The organism is Cellulomonas sp. JZ18, from assembly GCF_009720485.1.
GTDB lineage: Bacteria > Actinomycetota > Actinomycetes > Actinomycetales > Cellulomonadaceae > Cellulomonas.
On record NZ_CP045245.1, the window covers coordinates 3,265,120 to 3,288,206 of the forward strand.

The window sequence follows — 23,087 nt, forward strand, 5'->3', positions numbered from 1 at the left end:
CCGGGTACCGGCGGCGAGCGGGCGGGGGCTCAGCGGCCGCCTGCCGCCGCCGCGCGCAGCCGCGCGAGGCCCTCGTCGATCGTCACCTCGGGGCGCCACCGCAGGTCGGCGCGCGTGCGCCGCTGGTCGAACCAGTGGGCGGTCGAGAGCTGCTCGGCGAGGAACCGCGTCATCGGCGGCTCGTCCTGCCCCGGACGCACCCGCCACACCGCCTCGACCGCGCCGCCTGCGGCGCGCGCCAGCCCGGCGGGGACGCTCCAGCGCGGGGCCGGCGCCCCGGCGGCGGCGCAGATCCCCGCGAGCATCTCGGCCACCGGGCGCGGCTCGCCGTTGGTCACGACGTAGGCGTTGCCGTGCACCGCGTCGTCGTCGGCCCGCTCGAGCGCCGCGGCGATCGCGGCGGCCGCGTTGTCGACGTAGGTGGTGTCGATGAGCGCGCGGCCGCCGTCGAGCAGCGGCAGGCGGCCCGCCCGGGCCCGCGCGACGATGCGGGCGACCAGCTGGGTGTCGCCCGGACCCCAGACCAGGTGCGGGCGCACGGCGACGACGCGCATGCGGTCGCCGTCCGCCGCGAGGGCCGCGAGCTCCGCGCGCGCCTTCGTCCGGGCGTAGTCGCCGCGGGCGCGCTCGGGGTCCGCCGGCCGGGCGTCGTCGCCGACGATCGAGCGGCCGCTGTGCGCGACGGACGGCGAGGACACCTGCACGAAACGGGTGGCACCCGCACGGGCGGCGGCACCGAGGAGCCGCTCGGTCCCGTGCACGTTGACGCGCTCGAAGTCGGCCGGGTCACCTGCGAGGGAGACCTTGGCGGCGAGGTGGACGACGCCGTCGACGCCGGCGACCGCCCGCGCGACGTCGTCCGCCGACGTCACCGAGCCGCGCACGTCCTCGACGCCCGGCACGGCGCTCGGGCGACGCTGGAACGTGCGCACCTCGTGGCCCGCGGCCAGCACGCGCGCGGCGACCGCGCGGCCGAGGAGCCCGCTCGCGCCCGTCACCAGGACTCTCACGGCCGGCGCACCTTTCCCCCGGACAGCACGTCCTCAGCGCAGCGCGCGAGCCGGGTGCGGTCGATCTTCGAGTTGTGCCGCACGTCCGTGGGCAGGTCGGGCACCACGAGGACCGCGGCGAGCGGCGCGTCCACCGCGGCGCGGACGGCGTCGGCCAGCTCCGCGGGCGCCAGACCCGGGCGACGCGTCCGCGGCCGGGTCTCGACGACGGCGACGAGCAGCTGCGTCCCCCGGGGCCCGATCCCCACGACGCCCGCACGCTCCACGGCCGGGACCCGCTCGACCCGCTGTTCGAGGCCCACGGGGGTGACCACGCCGTCGGCCGTGGTGACGACGTGGGCGAGGCGTCCCTCGACCCACAGCCGGCCCCCGGCGTCCAGGTGGCCGACGTCGCCCGTGCGGTGCCACCGGTCGCCGGGGACGTCCCGGGCCGCCGCGCGGTCCGTCAGGTGCAGGCGGAAGTAGCCGTCCTTGAGGTGCGGGGCGCTGACGAGGATCTCGCCCGTCCGACCCGGCTCGGTGGTCGGCTCGCCGGTCGCGGCGCCGTCGTCGTCGAGCGGGCTGATGCGCACCTGCGTGGTCGCGGTGGGGCGTCCCACGCAGACCCCGCCCGGGTAGCCGTCGGCCCGGGCGGCGGTCGCCTCGCGGATGCCCGCGAGGGTCGCGTCCGTCATGAGCAGCCCCTCGGTCATGCCGTACGGCGTGTGGGGCTCCGCGTTCGGCATGAGGCGGCCGGCGGCGGCGAGCAGGTGCTCGGGCACCGGGGCGCCCGCCGAGAGGAAGGTCCGGACGCGGGCGAGTGCGGCGTGGTCCGCGGGGGTCAGGTCGTCGGCCGTCGCGACCACGTTCGCCAGCGCCGCCGGGGACAGGAAGAGGACCGTCGCGTCCACGGCCGCGGCCGCGGCCGCCACGGCCGGGGCGGTGAGCGTGCGCGGGGAGGTGACGTCCATGTCCGGCGTCACCGACCGTGCGCCCAGCGCCGGTGCGAGCAGCGCGAAGGGCGCGAAACCCGCGACGAGGCCCGTGCCGGGGCCGAGGTCGTACTGCGCGCGCAGCGCGCCGGCCACCGCGGCGAGCTGGCGGTGGGTGTAGACGACGCCCTTGGCCGGGCCGGTGGAGCCGGAGGTGAACAGCACCGCGGCGGTCGCGTCGGGGCTCGGCTCGGCGGGGAGGTCGACGCCGCGCCCGGCGTCCACGAGGTCGACGAGAGCGTGATCGACACCCAGCGCGCGGGCGAGCGCGGGAGGGAGCGGCGTGGTGGAGATCCGCTGGCCGGGCCAGCCGAGGGCGCAGGCGGCCGTGAGACCGCGCAGCTCTCCGACGACGTGGTCGGGCCGGGCACCGCGGACGGCCCGCGTCAGGCCCTTCACGCCCAGGCCGGCGTCGGCCACGACGACGACGGCGCCGATCCGCAGGCAGGCGTACAGGACGGCGGTCAGGTCCGCACCGGGCGGGACGAGCAGGGAGACGCGGTCCCCGGGCCGCACGCCGACGGCGGTGAGACCGGCGGCCAGCTCGCGGATGCGGCGGGCAAGCAGCGACCAGGTGACGACGCGCGGTCCCGCGCCGCCGGGCGGCGCCATCTCGACCAGGGCCGTCTGCGTGCTGTCGCGCTGCTCGTCGAGGTGGTGCCACAGGGGCTCGTAGAGCGGCGCGGACGTGGCTGCCGGGGGGTCCACAGGCGGGACGTCGGCTGGCCGGGCGTCGGAGCCGGCCGGGGCGCCGGTGCCGGCCGTCGCGCCGGCGAGCCAGTCGAGCGCCGCGCTCGCGTAGTCGACGTCCTCGGCGACGAGGTGCCCGGCGCCCTCGAACCGGTGCACGTCGGCGTGCGGCAGGCGGTCGACGAGGTCGTCCAGGTACTGGTCGCCGAAGACGGGGTCGCTCGGGCCCCAGAGCAGCAGCGCCGGGACGTCCAGCCCGCGCACCCCCGCCGCGACGCGGTCGAGCTCGGCGGCGCTGGGGTGCGCGGCCGTCACGGGGATGTCCGCGACGAAGCCGCCGATGCCCCCGCGGCGCTCGGCCCCCGGTACGGCGCGCGGTAGGCCTCGCGGACCGGTCGGGGCAGGCGCGGGCGGGCGAGCGCGAGCGTCGTCTCGAGGAAGGCCGGCGTCGCGACGGTCGCCGCACCCAGGACCCCCGGGCGCAGCGCGAGCCGCAGCGGGGCCGGCACCCGCAGGTGCGCCGGCTGGTGCACGGCGGTGTTGAGCAGGACGACTCCCGCGAGCAGGTCCGGGTGGTCGACGGCCCAGCCGAGGCTGATGACGCCGCCCCAGTCGTGCCCCACCGTGACGACGGGGCCGGCGAGGCCGAGCGCGGTCGTGAGGTCGTCCAGGTCCGCGATTCGCTGCGGCAGCCCGCGCGGCGACCCGGTGCGCTGGGAGAAGCCCATCTCGAGCTGGTCGACGGCCACCACCCGCCACACCTGTCCCCCGGCCGCGGCCCGGTCGGTCGCCGCCGAGAGCAGGCGACGCCACAGGTAGGACCACGTGGGGTTGCCGTGCACGCACAGCAGGGTGCCGACCGGCTCGACGCCGAGCCGGGCGAGGTGGTCGGCGTTGTCCAGCAGGTGCCACGTGCGGCTGTCGGGGCCCGCCGCGACGAGGCGCGAGAAGGACGGGTCGAGGCCGTCGAGGCCCCGCGGCGGCAGCGAGGCGGGTGCGGTCGCCCCGGCTGCGGCCGGCAGCGCGCCGATCACCAGGCGATCTCCGTCATCGCCGTGTTGATGCCGGAGCCCACACCCATGAGCAGCACGCGGTCGCCGGGCGCGAGGTGCCGCGCCTCCTCCGCGAGGGTCATGGGGATCGAGGCAGGACCCACGTTGCCGTACCGCGGGTAGGTGAGCGGCACACGGCTGCGGTCGAGGCCCGCGGCCTTCACGATCGCGTCCGTGTGGACGTCGGAGACCTGGTGGAGGACGTAGCGGTCCATCGACGCCCAGCTCCAGTCCTTCCTCGCCTCCTTCCACGCGGCCATGACGAGGTCGAGCCCGCCCTTGAGCAGTGCCTTGGCGTCGGTGAACATCCCGTTCACGCTGCCCACGCACAGCTCGTTGAACTGCGTCGCCGCGCGCGTCACCCCGCCCAGGATCCGGTGGCCCTCGGGGTGGGCGTCGGCCGGCCCGATCACCGCGGCGACAGCGCCGGAGCCGAGGGTCAGGCTCGGAAACTCGCGCATGAAGTCCCGGCGCGTCACCCCGGGCTGGTTGAGCCGGTCGATCGTGATGTCCTGGATCTCGTCGGCGTCCTCGCCGTCGACGACGACGGCGTAGCGGATCTGCCCCGCGTCGATGAGCTGCGCCGCGAGCGTCATCCCGTTGACGAAGCCGAGGCACGCGTTCGCGAGGTCGAAGTTGACGGCCGACGGCGGCAGGCCCATGCCGTGGTGCAGACGCACCGCCACCGAGGGCTCGAGGTGCTTACGGGTGACCGAGGTGTTGATGAGCATCCCGACGTCGCCCGGGTTGACGCCCGCCTCTGCGAGGGCCTTCTCGCCCGCCGCCACCGCGGCGGCGTCGAAGCTCTGGCCCTCGGCCCAGTTGCGGCGCTCGTGCACACCGGCGACCCGCTGGAGCAGGCCGGTGGGCAGCCGCAGGCGGTCCAGCACGGGCGCGAGGCGACGGTCGATGTCCGCCGACGTCGTCACGCGCTCCGCCACCGTCGTCGCCAAGGACAGCAGTGCCGCGTTGCGGTGGACCGACGTCGCGTTGCCCCTCACACCCACCCCTCCCGTGGCGCGCACCGGGCCGCGCCGACCGCACGATCGTGCACCTGCCTGGGCGGCGGCGCCTTCCGAGGCAACGGCGAGCGGGGTGCGCGCGTTCCAGAAGTCCGGTCGTGCCCCGTCAGCGGGGTGCCGGCGAGCATCTGCTGCCGGCGGTGCGTCCCGGCGAGATCGGGCGCGCACGGTGCACGTCCCCCCGCGTCCGGGAGGGGCCTGGTGCACGAGTAGGTGACACCCACCTGTGGCGCCGTGGGCGTCGCTGGAACGATGTGCACCGTGCCCAGGCCCTATCCCAAGGAGTTCCGCGACGACGTCGTGGCCGTGGCTCGCCGCGGGGACGCTCCGATCAAGCAGGTCGCAGCCGACTTCGGGATCGCCGAGTCGTGCCTGCGCAACTGGCTGCGTGACGCCGACGTCGAGGGCGGCAACCGTCCGGGCGTGCCCCGCACCGAGTCTGCCGAGCTGCGTGAGGCGAACCGAAGGATCCGGCTGCTCGAGCAGGAGAACGAGGTCTTGCGTCGCGCGGCGGCGTACTTGTCGCAGGCGCACCTGCCGGGAAAAGGCTCTACCCGCTCGTGAGCGAGCTCGCCGCCGACGGCATCCCCGTCGCGGTGACGTGCCGGGTCCTCAAGCTCTCCAGACAGCCCTACTACCGCTGGCTCGCGGCACCGGTCGGTGCCCGCGAGTTCGACGAGGCGCACCTGGCCAATGCGTTGTTCGACGCTCACCGGGATGACCCGGAGTTCGGCTACCGGCTCCTGGCCGACGAGGCCGCCCGCGCGGGGCATCAGGCGTGTGACCGGCGTGTGTGGCGAATCTGCGCCGAGAACCGCTGGTGGTCGGCGTTCGGCAAGAGACGGGTCAGGGGTGGCAAGAAGGCTGGTCCGCCGGCCCACCACGACCTCGTGCTGCGCCAGTTCCGGGCCGACGCGCCGAACCGGTTGTGGCTGTGGGACATCACCGAACACCCCACGGCCGAGGGCAAGGTCTACCTCTGCGCGATCAAAGACGTGTTCTCCAACCGAATCGTCGGCTATTCGATCAGCGACCGCATGACCTCACGCATCGCGGTGAACGCTCTGGTCAGCGCCGTGCAGCGACGCCAGGACGTGACCGGCTGCGTGGTCCACAGCGACCGCGGCAGTCAGTTCCGCAGCCGGAAAGTCGCCCGAGTCCTGGCGCTCCACGACCTCGTCGGGTCGATGGGGCAAGTCGCCTCCGCAGGCGACAACGCGGCCATGGAGTCGTTCTTCTCCTTGCTGCAGAACAACGTCCTGAACCGGCGACGCTGGGCCACCCGCGAGGACCTGCGAATCGCGATCGTGACCTGGATCGAGAGGACCTATCACCGCCGCCGACGCCAAGCCCGACTCGGCCGGCTGACACCCATCGAGTTCGAGACCATCATGACCACTCAGGTCGCACTCGCCGCCTGAGTCGAACTGTCACCCACTCGTGCACCAGGCCCTTGCGATCGGCCACTGAGGAGGGACTGGGCTGTGCGTGCATACGACAACGCGATGAAGTTGGTCGACGCAGTGTTCTTCGTCGAGCCGGCCGACGACCGACTGACCGTCGTACTGGAGAGTCGGGGGCCACAGCGGAATCCCGACTACAGCCACGCGCTCGACCTGATACTCAGTCGCCTGGCTCGCCTCGACACGAGGCTGATCGACGCCTGGGTTGATTCCCGGGTGACACGCCAGCTGGCGCCGGAGGCGCGTCGAGTCATCGAAGGGCCACTGCGCCTCGACCCAAGCCTCGACGCCGCCAGGCTCCGAACTCGTTTGACCACGGCGGCGGCGCGTGTCGGTCGCCGACCCAACGCCAGCGGCCCTGGCAACCCCACAAAGCGCCTCCGCTTGGCGGTTGAGGTCCCAGGCTTCGGTTCGTCTGACGCAGATCGGCTCGAAGAGACCCTGGCGCGTCCGACTGGAGTGTCCAAGTTGTTCGAGGTCGATGCAGCCGACCTCCTCCGAGACTTTATCGGGGTGGAGCTCACCACGGTGAGGGGACAGGTCAACAGGATACTCGGCGTCCGGCCACCAATCGCTTTGGTGGCGACAGGCCGCTCGCCAGAGGGCGCGGCCGTGCAGGTTGCCGACGTGGCCGGCGCGCTTGAGACGCTAAACGAGGAAGGCTCGGTCGAGCTCAGCACGGAGGCCGTGGGCTACAGGAGCGGGTTCATCGGCGCCCTGCTTCGCGAGTTGCCTGACACGAGGATCGAGCACTCCTCCCCGCCGCGGATCGTCTACGACCCCCGTCACCGTCACGCCACAGATCCCACTAGCGACGAGACGTCACGAACGCCGGCGCCGGGACCCTTCCAGGGCGACCTGGACCGACCGATCACGGCGCGTCAACGCAGAGAGCAACGCAAGCTCCGCAGAGCCCTCTTGGCAGGCCGGGACGAAGCGCCTTGTGCGGTGTGCGGAGACATCTTCCCGGCGCGGTTCCTTTGGGCGTCACACATCAAGCGCCGCTCAGTCGCGACGGAAGATGAAGTGCGGGACCTTCCCTATATCGCGATGCTCGCCTGCATCCTCGGGTGCGATGCGCTCTTCGAGGATGGCTACATCGCCGTACGCGACGGGACGTTTGTAGGGACCACGGCGGTGGACGTCGGATCAGCACTCGGTCAGCGGGTACGCGCACTTGAAGGTCGCCCCGTCGATGACTACGCGAGGCGAGCTCCGTACTTCTCCTGGCACCACGAACAGGTCTTTCGCCCCTAGCCCAGAATCTGGTCGCTGCCGGGGTACGGCGCACGCACCTGGCCCTGGACACCCATAACGACGGCTCCCCTGACGCCTTCGCGAGCAAGAACCGTGGCGGAGTGTGCTCCTCGACGACGTCGTCGTGGGCCGCATGCTGGACGCCGCCGCCACCAGGACCGTGCGCCCCGATCGACTCGTAGCCTTTCAGAAATCGCGCCGCATCGCTTCCGAGCTACGACTCGTCGGACACCCCCGACATGGGCCGCGCCTCCCCTACTTCATCCGGCGACCTATCCTTCCGCATCCGACGGAGCGCGGACAACGCGTAACTGATCCGGTTCTCACGAGTTGCGGGGATTCGCAACACGTCACCTTCCAGGGGCGCCACTGCGTCGAGTTCTGCAGAAAGTTCCGCAAGAACCCGTTCCAAACCGAATACATCGTCTGCGGTCGAGCTCGCGAACTCACCGATGTTCGGTGACGCTCCCGGAACACCGATCGGCACCGTCAGAGAGGTGAGAGCCCCGACAACCTCAACGAGAGGCCAGGCGCCCGAATCGACGCGCTCGCGTAGCCAACCATGGGCGGCCGCAGGGTCAAGTTCGACCCACGGCCAAAAGCCGCTCATCGCGCCGTCGGCGAATGGGGAATCGAATCGATTTGCGGAATGCCAAGCGCTGAGTGCAGACCTGACTATGTCGACGAGCCCTTCGAGATCAAAACCGGGTGGCACGAAACTTCCGTACGGCGAGCGCGCGTTCCGGTGCAGCGCTCGGACAACGTTCACCGAGAATCGGAAAGTCTCCGGCTGCGCACACCTCCGCGCTACCGCCTCTGCGGCCGCCTCGCTACCCGCTCGCACAAGCGCGAGTGCCGCGCCGTGCTCCGCCGAGCGCCGTGGGTCGTCGAATATCTCGCGAGGCGTATCATCGAGCTGCGGCCACAACTCTCCGAACAACTCGAAGATCGCGACCTCAGGCAGGGTCTCGCCTGAGTCACGAAGTCCCTCAATCTTTCGCGCCGCCCGCGCAGTGTTGTCTCGGATCTCGGCCTTGAGGCGCTGAACCGGCCGACCTTCGATCCCTCGCGCGAGTTCGCCCAAGGACTGGCTGAGCAGCGAGTCCGGGAAGTCGTCCTCGGGCACGCCAAAGCTAACGTAGCGGTCGAAGTAGTCGGCGTGAGACACCGCCTTGGGCGTCGACCGCTGCCCAGCCGTCGTGAAGGAGCTCGCGCTCGCGAATGCGGCTTGAATCTCGGGGAAAAGGTCGGAGAGTACGCGTATGACGCCGTCGCGGTGATCACTATCAACGCGCGCTCGCTCGATCCTGTCGCTCCAGAACCTCTGCCGCTCCTTGGCTGCGGTGGCATCCCGGCCGCCGAAGCGCCAGGAAGTGGAGGCGCGGCCAAGGAGCGCATCGCGCTCTCGCTGCACCATCGCGTAGACACCCGGTTCCTGCGTTCGGAGCCAGGTCATGAGAAGGAAGTCGACGAAATCCACTTCGCCGCGCAGGGGCCCGAAGAAGGCTTGCACCTGCCCGAGGAAGCGGCTGATCGCGCGAGGAGTTGCCAGGCGACGGTCGAGCACTTCGAAGTAGATCTCGCTGAGCCGTCGTTGGTCAGCGGCCGTCAGCGGTGCGCTATTGCTGGTCAGAATCGATGTCAGCCCACGGTTGAGCAAGACAGATCGCTGCGACTCCCGGAGCACAGGCATGTCCAGGCGCACCTGCACGATTTTCTCCAAGTATGCGCGCGCGCGCGACTCGTTGCCCCCAGCGATCGGTGTGTTCTGAAGGACATCTAGAAGGGTCCGCTCGTCGTAAGCGAGCAGGTAATAAACATGGGGAAGACGCCCTACAAGCCGAACGAGCTTGAGCACCTCGAGAAGTTCCTGCGGGGTCAAGCGATCCAGGTCGTCCACCACCATCAACACCGGACGTTGGAGACGCCGAAGCGCCGCCTCGGCGGAGCGCTTCGCGGCGGAGGCGCTCGTATCGCCACTGACGAGGTCCGCAATGGTCGTAATCACGCCCTCGGCGTCGACACCGATGATTCCGCCGAGCTTCCCAATCGGACTAATGGTACGTGCGAGGTCACCCACCTTCGCTCGCGCCCCGCTCGGCCGGCTGCCCTTCGGCAACGCTGCGGCGAGCTCGTTGAAGAAGCCATGTTGAAGACTGGGGGCGTCCGGATAGGTCCAAGGGTTGAACTCCGCCAACAGCCACGAGTCCGAGCGCCTGGAGGTCAAGTGCTTGCGGAGAAGCTCAAGAATCGACGTCTTCCCGGAGCCCCAGTCGCCGATGAGCGCCATCACGCTCGACTCGCTCTGGGCCCTCACGGTGTCTACTAGCGAGGCGAGATAGGTCGTGAACGAGTGACGTCCCAAATCATCGGGCCGTTCAGGTGACCCATCGCGAGGGTCGTCGCTGAGCAGGTTGATGCTGACTGGCTCAGCGCTTGCCGCCTCGGCTCGTTCCATGGCGCGACCGTAGCGCCGCGACGGGCGAGCAGGTCCGAAGGCGTACCCGATGCCTTCGAGTCGCGCAGGCGGGGCGCGGGCGCGAGCAGATCCCGTGCCGGCGCCTGGGCACGGTGATCCTCCTCCCGGCGGCGTGGGTCGAGCGCGAGCCGACGATGCCGGTCAAGCGGCGCTGATGTCCGTCACCAGGCGGGCACACCCGACAGGCAAGGTGACCTGGCGCGCGAAGGTGTTCTTCGAGGGCCGGGTCATCGCGCAGCGGTCGTTCGGGCGCCGGGTCGACGCCAAGCGCTGGGAGGCGGACCAGCTCGCGAAGCTGGACGCCGGCTCGTGGATCGACCCGGCGCGCGGGCGGATGACGTTCGCGGCGCTGCCCGAGGAGTGGCAGGCCTCGCGTGGTCACCTGGCGGTGCGGAGCCAGGAGAACACGCGGTTCCTGCTGGACAAGTACGTGATCCCGGAGATCGGCGCCTACCCGATCTCCGGGATCTCGGCGGCCGACGTCGAGCGAGTGATGTCGGCGCTGACGGCACGCGGGCTTGCGACGGCGACGCGGCGTCGGGCGCTGTCGATGATCCGGCTGGTGTTCGACTACGCGATCCGCGACCGACGGCTCTCGGTGAACGTCGCGCGGATGGTGTCGCTGCCCGCGTGGCGGTACCAAGCGCGAGCCGCGCTGGCTGCGGCCCGAGCAGCTCGGCCGGCTCGTCACGGCGGTCCCGCCGCTGTGCCAGCCCGTCGTGCTGTTCCTCGGGACCACGGGGTGCCGATTCTCGGAGATGGCAGCGCTCCGGGTCGACGACGTCGTGCAGACGCCACACGGGCTCGGCGTCCGGGTGCACCGCGCCGCGACCCAGTCGAAGCGGACGAGCGGCGCGGTGTTCGGGCCGACGAAGACCCACCAGACCCGGACGGTGCCGGTGCCTGCGGCGCTGGATGAGTACGTGCGGACGCGGGTCGCCGGGACGGCGCCGGGAGGGTGCCTCTTCCCGAGCCCGACCGGGGGCGTGTGGACGAACACGAACTTCCGCGCACGATCGCGGTGGATGAACGCGACTCGGGCCGCGGGCGTCGAGGGGACGACGATCCACGACCTGCGGCACATCGCCGCGTCGCTGCTCATCGCGGCTGGGGCTGACGTGAAGGCCGTGCAGGTCATCCTCAGGCACTCCACCGCGACGATGACGGTGGACCTGTACGGGCACCTGTTCAGCGAGGCCACCTAGCAGGCGATGGAGCGGCTGCCGGTGATCCCGCTGATGCAGGCGCCGCGTGGGATCGAGCCGCCGCCCGCGACTTCCCGCTCGCATCGCTGAATGGCGCTCAGGGACCGCGTTCAGCCCATGTGTGTCCGTGCCGGCTGGCAGACTGGAGCCCCACGACGAAAGGAAACGAGGATGTCGGAGAGCGCTGGCTCGGAGCGGTCTGGCTCAGAGAACCGTCAGTACGTCGAACTCTCGGAGCAGCGTGGCCTCGAGATGGTGCCGCTGGCCCCACCGGCACCGGGCAACATCGTCAACATGGCCAATCCCGCCCCTGAGGCAGACAACTTCGAGGACTGATGCCGACCAGTTGGGGCGGTGCACTTCTCTTCCTCCTCCTGATCGCACCTGGCGTCCTGTTTGATCTGCTCGCCGATCGTCGGCGTGCTCAGGTGAAGGAGACGGCCCTCCGCGAGGCAGGCCGTATCACGCTCGCTTCTCTGATTTTCGGCGGCGCGGCGTTCTTGCTCGTCTGTGCGCTCGCGGCGGCCCTGCCAGAGGTCCTGGTGTGGCCCTTCGCCGCCCTCGAGGCCGACGACCCGGTGGAGCAGTACGGCTCCGCTCGACTCGCCGCGACACTCGGCGCCCAGACCCTGATGGCCTTCGGTGCAGCGTGGGGCTCCAACCTGTGGCTGAATCGTCGCCGTCGTTCTCCGCTCACCGCATCAACTTGGCGGGACCTCTTGACCAAGACCTGGTGGCGCAGTGGGGAGAGACCGGGCCGCATCCGCGCCGTCTCCACTTGGAAGCTGATCCTCGCGGAGAACGTTCCCGAAGGTCAGTTTGCCCATCTGCGGGTACGCCTGAAGAGCGGGACAGTGTGGCTCGGGCGAGCCGGACCGTTCAGCACTGATCTTGAGACCTCCGGGCGCGAGCTCGTGCTGCAGAGGCCACTGGCGGTTGGGCCGCCAGATGCGCCTCCGAAGCCCCTTCCTTCGGCATGGCAGGTTGTACTTCTCTCAGGGGACGACATCGACTCGATCACCGTCCAGTACGTCACGTACCGGGACGAGGGGCCCTAACCTCCAGCCTCAAGCACGCCGCAGCCGCCTTTTCCCTCAGGCGCTAGCTAGACTGAGCCCGCGGAGCCTCGCATCGGTGATCGAAGAGGCTCCAGCCGCGCCGCAACATGGTGAACGCAGCCATGAACGACTCCGCGATCTCGAAGAGGTCGGCGCCTGATCGGAATTCGGCCATTCGAGCGGAGTAACCAGCGCGCCGCCGGAGCGAGACCATCTCAGTGCTTGGCCGCGTGAGCACGGGCCAACCTAGGCCGTGCGCGTCCCCGCTCAGCTGCATCCAGAGCCCGGGGATCGCGGACCGCTGCCTCGCATCGGAGAAGGCCGCCCGGGCTGCCGACGTCACCACTTGAGTCTCGGTAGGCGCCTGGTTTGCCGTCAGGCTCGGCGTCGCTGCCCATCGCGCCCTGATCGCCTGGAGCCTGCCCTGCAGTTCGCTCAACGCCAGTACTTGTTCGTCAGGGGCGAGGCCCGCCGCGCCGGACGCGATGAACTGGTGGAGGCGCCGGTGCACCTCGTGGATGGTGCGGAGGGCATTCTGCTGACGATCATGCCGGTCGTCAGGAGCAAGGAGCCAGACCGCACGCACCGCGCCAAGAAGCGCCCCCGAAGCACCGTGAGGTGAGCAATCGGGAAGCCCTCGCGTTGCTCAAGCGGCACCCGAGAAAGGTTGAGCTTTTGCACGCCTGCAATCAGGCTCAGACGAGCCACCTGATAACGGGGAATCGGGACCGTGCCACCGCGTCGACGTGCAACTCGCTGCCGGCTGCGGCTCTTCAACCGTTCTGGAGCGAGCCCGCCAGCGGTCAAGCGACCTGTAGGTGCTCCTAATCTCTGCATGGCTAGTGCTGGCGCACCTGCTCACCCGTCGACTCCTCCATGCCACCATCTTTCGAGTACTTCCCGCGGAGCACGAGAGGCGCGCCGGGATCACCGGTACCGCCCCAACGCGGCAGATGGTCATCGCCAGGATGGACCCGCAGCGGCCCCTTCAACTCAGTGGAGCGCCGAGCGCTGTCCTCATTCCGGGATGGCGCAGGCGCGGGCCAGACCGCATCGGAGGTCGCCGCTTACGAATATCAGCCGTTGGCGTCCGCCGGCGTCCGTCCACGTCCTCGACAGGCCGTCCACGTCCTGAGACAAATCGCTGACCACACCTGCCCAATGCCCAGCAAATCGGACACAGACCCCGTCGCGGCCGCGGCGTCCATATCGCCCCCTGGCCTGCAACAACATCTATGTGCGCCTGGGCAGATTCGAACTGCCGACACCCGCTTTAGGAGAGCGGTGCTCTATCCCCTGAGCTACAGGCGCTCGGGCCCCGCGGTCGCGCGGCCCGGGCGGACACAACCGGGCTGAGCGCTCGGCTGGACCGTCGCCCAGCCTACCGGCCTGGCGTCCCGGCACGCGGCCCCGCCGCTCGCGGCTCGCGGCACCCCTTCTGTCGCCGCTCGACGGTAATGTCCCGAACGACCGCGGTCCGTCGACGCATCGCGCCGGCCGCACCGCAGCCCCGCCGTCCATGCCCGGCACGAGGAGAGACGTTGACGCGACCGCTCCCGGCGGACTACCCGCCGATCCTCTACATCCCCTGCGTCCGCGCGGTCACCGACCCCGCCGACCTCGAGGTCGTCTACCGCACCACGCGCGACGGGCGCACGGCCCTCCTCGTCTACTCGGCGCTCGACCGCCTGCACGCCGGCGCCGGTCCCGACCAGCCGTGGTTCACGCTGCCGACGTCGGAGCTGCAGAAGCTCTACGACGTCCGGCCGTTCGACCTGGTGCTGCTCGACATGCTCGTGCCGGAGGAGCACCGGACGGTGGCGACGGCATGAGCATCGGCGCGGACTTCACGGCGCTGCACGGCATCGCGTCCGCGCTGCGGGCGGCCGGGGAGGACCTCGACGGCGCGTGCCGGTCCATCCCGGCGTCGACCGGGACGGGCGACGCCGCTCCCCTGCTGGCCGGCATCCTCACGACCGTCTCGGGCACCGTCGCGTACCTGGCCTACGAGGCCGACCTGCTCGGCGAGCGCGTCGCGGAGTGCGAGCAGACGCTGGCAGCGACCGACTCGGGCGCGGACGAGCGGCTCGCGGCGATCGTCGGGGAGCTCGGATGAGCACGGTCGACGCCCGGATCGAGGGTGAGCCGGCATCGATTCGCGCGGTGTCGTCCTGGCTCTCCGGGACGCTCGTGCCGGCGGCGACGCAGGCCGCCAACACCAGCCGCAGCCAGCGCGACCGGGCCGCGGAGGCCTGGGACGGCACCGCCTCCGAGGCTGCGCAGGGTCGCATCGCGACGCTCTCGACGCGCACCACGCAGCTGGGCACCACCGTGTCCGACACCGCCCGCAGCCTCGACACCCTCGCCGCCGCGCTCGAGGCCGAGCAGGCGGAGATGGACCGCGCCCTCGGCGTCGCGCGCAGCGGCGGGCTGCAGGTGGACGGCACGGTCGTGCACTCACCCCCGGCGGCGCAGCCCGTCGCGGACCTGCCGTCCGGCGCCACCCCCGAGCAGGCGCAGGCGCACGGACGGGCGATGCAGGCGCACGCGCTCGCCGTCGCGAAGATCCGGACCTGGGACGAGGTCGTCGACATCGTCGACCGCGCGCGGAGCCGCTGGCGCACCGCCCTCGACGACGCGTCCCGCACGTGGACCGGCAACTCCGGCAACCTCGTCGGGCTGACGCGGGACCTGCTCGCGGCCGGTGCCGAGGTGGGTGCGATCACCGCGGTGTCGCGGTTCGCCTCCTCCGGCGCGCAGATGCACGCCGCCGAGGCCGCTTCGCTCGCCCGGCACGTGTCCGAGCTCGCCCCTGACGGCCGCGTGGTCACCACCCCGTCGCACTGGTACGACCTCTACGACCGCATGCGCGCCGAGACGGCGCTGGCCGACGACGCCGCACGCGCAGCCTCCAACGCGAAGGTCCCGGTCGCGCTCGGGCGCGGGCTGCTCGTGCTCGGCGTCGCGGCCACCGGGTACGGCATCTACGACGACATCCAGGACGGCGAGTCCCCCGCGCAGGCCGCCGTGTCGAACGGCGCGGGCTTCGCCGCGTCCCTGCTCGCGGGCGCCGGTGCCGGTGCGGCGACCGGCGCGATCGTCGGGTCCTTCGTGCCCGTCCCTGTTGTCGGGACGGTCGCCGGTGCGGTCGTCGGCACGGTCGTCGGGACGACGGTCGGGCTCATCACGTCCGGCGCCGTCGACTCGATGTGGGAGAACGGCGTCGACTCCCTCGGCGACGTCGGCAACGCCATCGCCGACGGCTGGGACGAGATGACGAGCACCGTCGGCGACGCCGGCGAGATGATCGGCGACGCCGCGGGAGCGGTCGGCGGCACGGTGAAGGACGCGTGGGATGCCCTCTTCTGACGCGCCGAGACGGGGCATGGGGCGCGGCTTCCTGTGGTTCGTCGTCGTCGGGAACGCGCTCCTGGGTTCCGTGCTCACGGTGGTGTCGCTGGGGATGCTCACGCAGCCGGGGACCTGGTCGCCGGCCGTGTCGCTCGTCGCCGCGGCCGCCGGCCTGCACTGGGTCGCCGCCGGCGCCGTCGGCTTCCACCGCATGTACCTGCGCCGCCCCCGCCTCGACGGCGCCCGCGTCACGACGACGACCACGGACGACGGCCGCCCTGCGGTCGAGCTCGCCTGGGCGCGCACGATCATCGCCGTCCCGGCGTTCACCGTCGCCGGGCTCGTGGTCCTGCTCGCCGCCGCCACCGTGCTGCAGGCGGCGGAGGGCGACGCCGGGGCCGCCGCGTGGTTCACCGGCGCCCTCGCGCTGCTGCTGGCGCTGCTGCTGCCGGACAGCCTGCTGCGCCTGCGTCGCCGCGCCCGGCTCGTCCTGACCCCGCACGGCGTCGAGCTGCACGGGTGGGACGGCGACGGCGCCCTCGCGTGGGACGACGTCGTCGGCGCGACGCTCGTGGACGCCGGCGCCTGGACGTCCCTGCGCCTCATGGGCCGCCCCGGCGCCACGCTCGATTGGCGGCGCAGGCCCCGCGTGCTGTTCGCACCCGCCCCGCGCGGGCCGCACCTCGACGTGCCGGCCCCCGCCGTCGACGTCGACGTCCGGTTCCTGGCCGGCACGCTGCTGCACTACGCGCAGAACCCGGCGGCGCGGGCGGAGATCGCGGACGGCAGGGCCCGCACGCGGCTCGCGGAGCACGTCCGGCCCCCGCGCTGACCGACCGAACCCGGCCGAGCCGGTGGCCGGCCCGCCCGGTACTGCGCGCCAGCCGAGGACTCGCCGCCTACCGCCCTCGCGGACGCACCGCGCCGCGCTCCCCCTCGGCCCCCACCTGCGCCGACCGTCCCGCCCGCACCAGCACGCGCAGCATGACCACCGCGAGCGCCAGCAGCACCGCGTACAGCACCTGCGCCCGCTGCAGCGGCTCCTCCACCAGCCCCAGGCCCCCGCCGAGCCAGCCGTACGCCGCGGTGCTCGCCAGCGCCAGGCCCACAGACTCCGCGACGACCACCGCCGCCGCCATGCGGTCCTCGGAGATCCCGTCCCCCTGCTCGGGTCGGCTCAGGCAGCGGCCGAGCAGGTCCGGGTACACCGTCCCCATCCCGAGCCCCAGCAGCGCGGCCCCCACCAGCAGCCCGACGAACGCCGGCCGGTCCCCGGCGGGCGCCAGCAGCGTCGTCCCCAGCACCACGGCCACGCCCAGGGCGACGACCACGCCGGCCCGCAGCGCCCGCCGCCGGAAGCCGGCGTCGTCGAGCGCCGGGTGCGACCCGGTCCACAGCGCCGCGGCGGCCCACGCGAACCCCGGGGCCGCGATGACGAACCCGAAGTGCCCCGCGCCGAGCCCGAACGCGTCGTGCGCGACGACCGACAGCACCATGGTCGCCCCGAAGTACACGGCCGCCACGACCAGCAGCGCCGTGAGCCCCGCCCGTCGCCCGCTGCGCGCACGGAACGTCCCGTCGGGCAGCACGGCGGCGGCGGCCCGCAGCATGAGGCCGCCGCCCACGAGGACCGCGAGCGCGGACCACGCACCCAGCGGCAGGGACAGCACCGCGGAACCGGTGGCCAGCGCGACCGACCAGGCCCACGGCGCCGGCTCCGCCTCGGCCGGCTGGGTGCGCTCCGGCATGGACCGCGCGACGAGCAGCCGCGCGAGCAGCAGCAGCGGCAGGTACAGCACCATCGCCCACCGCCACCCGAACGCCGTCGAGACCGCGACGGCGTACACGGGGCCCAGCACGGACGAGAACAGCCAGACGCCGGACATCCCCGCGAGCACGAGCTGCCGGTACCGCGGCGGGAGCCCACGGCTGATCGCCCCCATGCTCACCGTCGCCAGCGCCCCTGCGGCGAGCGCGCGCACGGCCGTGCCCACGACGAACGCGGGCATCGAGGTGGCCACCGCGCACAGCACCGCACCGGCCGCCGTGACGACCGTGAAGACGACCAGGAGCCGCCCGACGCGGAACCGGGAGAGCAGCCACGCGCCGACGGGCATCATCAGGAACGTCGGCGCCTGCGCGGCGGCGTCCAGCGGGCCGTACAGGTGGGCGCCGTCCAGCTCGTCCGCGACGAGCGGCAGCACGGTCTGCGACAGGTAGCGCTGCATGCCCGCGAGGAACTCGACGAGCACGAGGGACAGCGCGAGCGTGGCGACGGCGAGGCGTCCGCGGGGGCCCGGGACGGTGTGCTCGACGCCATCCGACGATCATGGCGCGCGCGCCCGCCTGCGGGGAGCGGTCCACGCCGGGCACGTTGGGCAGGGCCGGGTCGCCCACATGGTGGACGAACCGGTCGGACGGAGGGGTGTTTCGTCCTATATGACGGAATCGCCTGCGTTCGCCGTCGCCGCCGCCGACGCGACGGCGGACCGCCCCGCTCCCACCTGCGGCGACGTGGTCTCCGCTCACCCGGCCGGACGCAGTCACAGCCCCGACGACCACGGACGCGACCGCCGCGACGGTTCACCCGGGAGTCGGACAGGTGTCCGGTTCGCCCCCGATCGGACTATTCACGGCGTTGGTCCCACGCGCCTACCTTCGGCCTCGCCAGGTCAACGGAGACGCCGCACCGAACCGACGGGAGCCCCCCGATGCCCTCGGCCGCCACGTCCTTCCTGCCCGCACTCGACACGAGCGCCCTGACGTTCGAGAACCTGCGCGACCTGTTCCCGCTCGCGCTGGCCGGCATCGTCGTCTGGGGCCTGTGGCTGTACCGCGTGGTGCTGTCGCGGATGGCCCGGCCGATCACGTCGGACTTCCGCGCGACGACGTCGGTGGTCGTGCCCTCGTTCCACGAGGACCCGGACATCCTCATGAGCTGCCTGGCGTCGTGGCGGTCGCAGGACCCGACGGAGATCATCGTCGTCCTCGACCTGGCCGACACCGAGGCGTACGAGCGCATCAGCGCGCTGGGCGACCCGGTGATCCGGCCGATCCTGTTCCGCCACGCCGGCAAGCGGTCCGCGCTGGGCGAGGGCATCCGGCACGCCCGCGGCGAGCTGCTCGTGCTCACGGACTCGGACACGTCCTGGCAGCCGGGGCTGCTCGAGGCCGTGCAGATGCCGTTCGCCGACCCCGACGTCGGCGCGGTCAGCACGCAGCAGAACGTGTACGACCGGGGCTCGAGCGTGTGGCGCCGCGTCGCCGACTGGCTCGTGAGCCTGCGCTACTACGACTACGTGCCGGCGATGGGCCGCGCCGGTGCTGTCGCGTGCGTGTCCGGCCGCACCGCCGCCTACCGGCGGGCCGCCGTGCTGCCGGTGCTGCCCAACCTCGAGGACGAGTTCTTCCTCGGCCGGCGCTGCATCGCCGGTGACGACGGGCGCCTCACCTGGCTCGTCCTGGCGTCCGGCTACACGACGGTGCACCAGTCGTCGGCCCGCGCGCTGTCGATGTTCCCCGCGTCGTTCCGGGCGTTCGTCAAGCAGCGCGTGCGGTGGAGCCGCAACTCCTACCGCTGCTACCTCACCGCCGCGTACAAGGGCTGGCTGTGGCGGGTCCCGTTCGTCACCAAGATCACCGTCCTGCAGATCCTGCTCACGCCCGTGACCATGGGCATCACCCTCGGGTACCTCGCGTTCTCCCGGCTCGAGCCGACCGCCGGCAGCGTCGCCGCCGTCGTCGTGTGGCTGCTGCTGGGGCGCGGCATCCGCGGCCTGTCCTACCTGCGCCGGCACCCGAAGGACGTCGTCCTGCTGCCGCTGGTCACGCTCGTCGTCATCTTCATCGCGCTGCCCATCAAGCTCTACGCCTTCCTCACGATGAACAAGCAGGGGTGGCTCACGCGGCACGCGGACCAGATCGGCGGCGACGGCCAGACGGCGGGCACGCTGACGGGCACGCCGGCGAGGCCCACCACCCCGACGCCGGCTCCCGCCCCTGCCCCCTCCCCCGCCCTCGTGCCGGTCGGCGCGGTCGCCCACCGGACCGCGGAGGTGACCGCGTGAACCGCGCGCCGCTGCTCCGCCGGCGCCGACGCCGCGTCGCGGCCTGCACCCTGGCGGTCGTCCTCGCGACGACGCTCGCGGCGACCCCTGCCTCCGCTGCGCCGCGCGCGGCGTCGCCCACCACGTCGGACTCCTCCTTCCTGACGGGGCCGATGGGCGTGGTGCTCGCCGTCGTCGCGGCCGCGCTCGGCGACATCGAGGCGCCGCCGGCGGACGGGGCCGGCACCGAGCCGGCGAGCGCGGGCAGCACCGCCCAGGCCGCGGACACGACGACGGGCGCGGGCAGGCGCACCCCCGGGGCGACCGGCACCGGCACGCCCAGCGCGACCGGCACCAGCACGGCGACGAGCGCCGACGCCGAGGCCCGCGACACCGGTGACCGCACGGACGCCGAGGACGCCGACGCCTCCGCCGGCGGCCGCCCCTACCCCGGCGACCCGACGACCGAGGCCGTGCTCGTCGCCGACGAGGACGACCGCCTCGACGAGGTGCGCACGGTCAGCTCGATGGTCCGCTGGCGCCAGCTCGACATGACGACGCCGTACCGCCTGACGAACGGCTCGACGTACACGCTGGTGCTGACCAAGCGCGAGGCGGACTACACGGTGACGGACCTGCTGGCGCTGGCCCCGCAGACGTTCGTGCGGCAGCCCGACGGCGCGTTCCTGCTCACCGAGAACCTCGTCGTGCAGCCGGGCGCGACGCTCGCCCTCACCGCACCCGGCGGCCTGACGCTGCGGCTCGCGAGCGACGCGGAGCGGTTCGTCTCGATCGTCAACTACGGCGGCAAGCTCGTCACCCGCGGCACCAGCACCGACCCGGTGGTCGTCACGAGCTGGGACCGCTCGACGGGCGCCCCCGACCTGCTCACGGACGACGGACGCGCGTACGTGCGCTCCATCGGCGGCCAGGTCGACCTGCGGGGCACCGAGTTCCGGGACCTCGGGTTCTGGAGCGGCCGCACGGGTGGGGTCGCACTGACCGGCACGGACCGCCCCACCGGCGGCGCGCTCGAGTCGTTCGGCCGCGAGCTGCGGGACAACGTCGACGCGATGCGCGCCCAGCAGCAGGCGGCGGCCGCCTCGGCCGCCCCCGACCCCGCCGCCCCGCCGGCCGGCGGCCTCGTCGACGGCATCCTGCCCGCGGGCGACCTGCCGCTGCCCGAGGTGGACCTCGACGACCCCACGTTCAGCTACGTCGCCGCGAGCGTCGACGACGTGACGTTCGCGGGCAACGCGTTCGGCCTGTTCCTGTCGAGCGCGAACGGTGTCGACATCACCGACTCGGTGGTCACCGGCAGCCTCGTCGACGGCCTCGTGCTGCACCGCTTCGTCGCGAACGCCGCGATCAGCGCGACCGTCGTCAGCGACAACGGCGGCGACGGCATCGTGCTGTCCCGCGCGACGACGGGCATCGTGCTCAGCGAGGTCGAGTCGACCGGCAACGCCGACGAGGGCATCGAGCTGCGCGGCGAGTCCCTCGCGGACGGCCCGAGCGCGACGGGCTCCCCCGTGGGCGACTACGGCAACAACTCGGTCTCCAACAGCACGGCGTCGGACAACGGCGGCCACGGCATCGAGGTGGTCGGCGGCCGGAACGTGAGCCTGACCGCGAACGACGTGTCCGGCAACGACATGGGGATCGTCGTGCGCGACCCCGCGTCGGAGGTCGCGATCGTCGGCAACCGGCTGCGCGGCAACGCCCGGCACGCGATCGCGCTGCGGGACGGCGTGCTGTCGGCCACGGTCAGCGGCAACGTGGTGGAGGACGGGCCGAACGGCGTGTACCTGCGGGACGCGGTCGCGGACGTGCGGCGCAACACCATGTCGGGCATGACGCTGCACGGCGTCACGCTGGTCGGTGCCACCGAGGGCGCGGTCGTGCGGGAGAACGACCTGGCGGGCCGCGGCCCGAGCGCCGTCGACGCCAAGCGCGCGACGGGTGCCGAGGTCGCGGACAACGACACCAGCGGCTGGACGAGCACCAAGCCGTTCTGGACCGTGGTGCGCAACGCCGCCCAGCCGCTGACGGTCATGTGGGTGCTGCTCGGGCTGCTGGTGCTGGTCACGGCGCTGCGCGGCCTCGGCCGTCCCCGCGAGCGCCGGCACCCGTACGCGGCGCAGGCCCGCATGGCGGAGATCGTCGGCCGCCCCGCGAACGACGCTCCGCTGCCGCAGCACGAGGTGCGCCAGCGCCGGACCGGGGAGGTGCACGGTGCGTCGCGCTGACCGTGTCCGCGCCGCCCTGCTCGTCCTCGGCCTGGCGGTCCTCGCCGCGTGCGCGCCGGGGTCGGGGGACGACGCGCCGACGGCGGCACCGACGAGCACGCGCACCCCACCCCCGGTCGTCCCCTCCCCGCCGCCCGTCCCGTCGGGGGACGACGACGAGGACGACGACGCGGACGCGTCGGCCGAGGGCGCGACGCCGATGCCGGACTGGATGAGCGAGCCGGTCGCCGAGGCGCCCGCGTGCCCGGCGCCGACGGTCACGGTCAGCGACGCCGACGGGCTGCAGGCCGCGCTCGACGGCGCCGCCCCGGGCGACGTCATCGGGCTGGCCGACGGCGTGTACGCCGGCGAGTTCGTGGCCCGCGCGTCGGGCACGGCCCAGCAGCCGATCGCCCTGTGCGGCGGCCGCGGGGCGGTGCTGGACGGCGAGGGGATCAAGGGCGGCTACGCCCTGCACCTCGACGGCGCGCAGCACTGGCACGTCGACGGCTTCACCATCCGCAACGCGCAGAAGGGGCTCATGGCGGACGGGACGGTCGGCACGACGGTCTCCCGCCTGCGCGTCCACCACATCGGGGACGAGGCGATCCACCTGCGCCGCGTCAGCACCGACAACCTCGTCACGGGCAACGCGGTCAGCGACACCGGGCTGCGCAAGCCGAAGTTCGGCGAGGGCGTCTACGTCGGGACGGCCGAGTCCAACTTCTGCGACGTCACGGACTGCGAGCCCGACGCGAGCGACCGCAACCGCGTCGTCGCGAACGCCTTCTGGGCGACGACGAGCGAGGCGGTCGACATCAAGGAGGGCACGCAGGACGGGCTCGTCGCCCGCAACGCGTTCGACGGCAGCGGCCTGGTCGAGGCGGACTCCTGGGTCGACGTCAAGGGCCGCGCCTGGACGGTGGAGGACAACACCGGCCGGCACAGCACCCTCGACGGCTTCCAGACGCACGAGATCATCGACGGCTGGGGCACCGACAACGTGTTCCGCCGCAACCAGGGCGAGCTCGACTCCCCGGACGGCTTCCTCGTCGCCCCGCGACCCGCCCGCGACAACGTCGTGGCCTGCTCGAACGCCCTGCTCACGGGCGTCGGGGGCGTCAGCCCCGACGGCTGCACCTGACCGGTCGGTCCGCCGCCGACCCCGCACCGCCCACTCCCCCACCCCACCCGCCCGGCCCGCGCACCGCCGTGGGCGGGCCGAGCACACCCTGGAGGACGTCATGAACGAGAC

General features: G+C 72.6%; 15 protein-coding genes, 1 tRNA gene and 1 pseudogene. 11 read left to right on the forward strand and 6 right to left on the reverse strand.

All coding sequences use genetic code 11. The features are described from left to right. Nucleotides 1-29: 29 nt before the first annotated feature. From GC089_RS14705 to GC089_RS14715, 3 genes and pseudogenes are all read right to left on the reverse strand, one after another. A complete protein-coding gene (locus tag GC089_RS14705) occupies nucleotides 30-1,010 on the reverse strand; it encodes an NAD-dependent epimerase/dehydratase family protein (RefSeq protein ID WP_155378277.1) in 981 nt (326 codons plus the stop codon). Next, a pseudogene (locus tag GC089_RS14710) lies at nucleotides 1,007-3,657 on the reverse strand (alpha/beta fold hydrolase). Before GC089_RS14710 ends, GC089_RS14705 begins: the two are co-directional and overlap by 4 nt. Before the next feature lie 44 nt (nucleotides 3,658-3,701). Next, entirely contained in the window at nucleotides 3,702-4,730 is a 1,029-nt protein-coding gene (locus tag GC089_RS14715; protein ID WP_155378278.1) for a 3-oxoacyl-ACP synthase III, read from the reverse strand. Nucleotides 4,731-5,006: 276 nt separating this feature from the next. On the opposite strand from GC089_RS14715, the gene GC089_RS14720 reads away from it, so the two are divergent. After that, a protein-coding gene (locus GC089_RS14720) for an IS3 family transposase (RefSeq protein ID WP_155378279.1) occupies nucleotides 5,007-6,166 on the forward strand; the annotation gives its coding sequence in 2 pieces (ribosomal slippage) (nucleotides 5,007-5,285 and nucleotides 5,288-6,166; 1,158 coding nt in all). Between the two features lie 84 nt (nucleotides 6,167-6,250). Continuing rightward, entirely contained in the window at nucleotides 6,251-7,465 is a 1,215-nt protein-coding gene (locus GC089_RS14725; protein ID WP_155378280.1) for a hypothetical protein, read from the forward strand. 214 nt (nucleotides 7,466-7,679) lie between these two features. Here the strand turns inward: GC089_RS14725 and GC089_RS14730 are convergent, their stop codons facing one another. Continuing rightward, nucleotides 7,680-9,923 (reverse strand): P-loop NTPase fold protein, encoded by a 2,244-nt coding sequence (locus GC089_RS14730; RefSeq protein ID WP_155378281.1) that lies wholly within the window; start codon nucleotides 9,921-9,923, stop codon nucleotides 7,680-7,682. Between the two features lie 725 nt (nucleotides 9,924-10,648). Here GC089_RS14730 and GC089_RS19290 point away from each other — a divergent pair. Together GC089_RS19290 and GC089_RS14740 are read left to right on the forward strand one after the other, a co-directional pair. Further along, entirely contained in the window at nucleotides 10,649-11,149 is a 501-nt protein-coding gene (locus GC089_RS19290) for a site-specific integrase (RefSeq protein ID WP_230685258.1), read from the forward strand. Nucleotides 11,150-11,484: 335 nt separating this feature from the next. Further along, complete coding sequence (locus GC089_RS14740) at nucleotides 11,485-12,207, forward strand: DUF6338 family protein (protein ID WP_155378282.1); 723 nt, start codon at nucleotides 11,485-11,487, stop codon at nucleotides 12,205-12,207. A gap of 1,238 nt (nucleotides 12,208-13,445) precedes the next feature. On the opposite strand, the gene GC089_RS14745 is transcribed toward GC089_RS14740, so the two are convergent. After that, nucleotides 13,446-13,518, reverse strand: a tRNA-Arg gene (locus GC089_RS14745). Between the two features lie 230 nt (nucleotides 13,519-13,748). Between GC089_RS14745 and GC089_RS14750 the strand changes: the two genes are divergently transcribed. Genes GC089_RS14750 through GC089_RS14765 form a run of 4 tightly spaced genes read left to right on the forward strand, consistent with a single transcriptional unit; the run spans nucleotide 13,749 to nucleotide 16,390 of the window. Next, complete coding sequence (locus tag GC089_RS14750) at nucleotides 13,749-14,039, forward strand: SAV_915 family protein (protein WP_155378283.1); 291 nt, start codon at nucleotides 13,749-13,751, stop codon at nucleotides 14,037-14,039. Then, nucleotides 14,036-14,323, forward strand: a complete 288-nt coding sequence (locus GC089_RS14755; protein ID WP_136518607.1) for a hypothetical protein — start codon at nucleotides 14,036-14,038, stop codon at nucleotides 14,321-14,323. The genes GC089_RS14750 and GC089_RS14755 overlap by 4 nt, the downstream gene beginning before the upstream one ends. After that, nucleotides 14,320-15,576, forward strand: a complete 1,257-nt coding sequence (locus tag GC089_RS14760; protein WP_155378284.1) for a hypothetical protein — start codon at nucleotides 14,320-14,322, stop codon at nucleotides 15,574-15,576. Before GC089_RS14755 ends, GC089_RS14760 begins: the two co-directional genes overlap by 4 nt. Then, nucleotides 15,563-16,390 (forward strand): hypothetical protein, encoded by an 828-nt coding sequence (locus GC089_RS14765; RefSeq protein ID WP_155378285.1) that lies wholly within the window; start codon nucleotides 15,563-15,565, stop codon nucleotides 16,388-16,390. Before GC089_RS14760 ends, GC089_RS14765 begins: the two co-directional genes overlap by 14 nt. A 67-nt stretch (nucleotides 16,391-16,457) precedes the next feature. Here the strand turns inward: GC089_RS14765 and GC089_RS14770 are convergent, their stop codons facing one another. Next, nucleotides 16,458-17,810 (reverse strand): MFS transporter, encoded by a 1,353-nt coding sequence (locus GC089_RS14770; protein WP_155378286.1) that lies wholly within the window; start codon nucleotides 17,808-17,810, stop codon nucleotides 16,458-16,460. A gap of 459 nt (nucleotides 17,811-18,269) precedes the next feature. Here GC089_RS14770 and GC089_RS14775 point away from each other — a divergent pair, with 459 nt between their 5' ends. The 3 genes from GC089_RS14775 to GC089_RS14785 are packed head-to-tail and all read left to right on the forward strand — an operon-like array spanning nucleotide 18,270 to nucleotide 22,976. Continuing rightward, nucleotides 18,270-19,625, forward strand: coding sequence for a glycosyltransferase (locus GC089_RS14775; protein WP_155378287.1), 1,356 nt, complete (start codon nucleotides 18,270-18,272; stop codon nucleotides 19,623-19,625). Then, the gene (locus tag GC089_RS14780) at nucleotides 19,622-21,853 is read left to right on the forward strand and encodes a right-handed parallel beta-helix repeat-containing protein (RefSeq protein ID WP_155378288.1); all 2,232 of its coding nucleotides are present in this window, start codon (nucleotides 19,622-19,624) and stop codon (nucleotides 21,851-21,853) included. The genes GC089_RS14775 and GC089_RS14780 overlap by 4 nt, the downstream gene beginning before the upstream one ends. After that, nucleotides 21,840-22,976, forward strand: coding sequence for a right-handed parallel beta-helix repeat-containing protein (locus tag GC089_RS14785; RefSeq protein ID WP_230684845.1), 1,137 nt, complete (start codon nucleotides 21,840-21,842; stop codon nucleotides 22,974-22,976). The genes GC089_RS14780 and GC089_RS14785 overlap by 14 nt, the downstream gene beginning before the upstream one ends. Nucleotides 22,977-23,087: the final 111 nt, after the last annotated feature.

Coding starts and splice junctions, on each gene's coding strand:
- GC089_RS14725 (WP_155378280.1), top strand. CDS start 6,251: ATGAAGTTGGTCGACGCAGTGTTCTTCGTCGAGCCGGCCGACGACCGA.
- GC089_RS14730 (WP_155378281.1), bottom strand. CDS start 9,923: ATGGAACGAGCCGAGGCGGCAAGCGCTGAGCCAGTCAGCATCAACCTG.
- GC089_RS14740 (WP_155378282.1), top strand. CDS start 11,485: ATGCCGACCAGTTGGGGCGGTGCACTTCTCTTCCTCCTCCTGATCGCA.
- GC089_RS14755 (WP_136518607.1), top strand. CDS start 14,036: ATGAGCATCGGCGCGGACTTCACGGCGCTGCACGGCATCGCGTCCGCG.
- GC089_RS14760 (WP_155378284.1), top strand. CDS start 14,320: ATGAGCACGGTCGACGCCCGGATCGAGGGTGAGCCGGCATCGATTCGC.
- GC089_RS14765 (WP_155378285.1), top strand. CDS start 15,563: ATGCCCTCTTCTGACGCGCCGAGACGGGGCATGGGGCGCGGCTTCCTG.
- GC089_RS14775 (WP_155378287.1), top strand. CDS start 18,270: ATGCCCTCGGCCGCCACGTCCTTCCTGCCCGCACTCGACACGAGCGCC.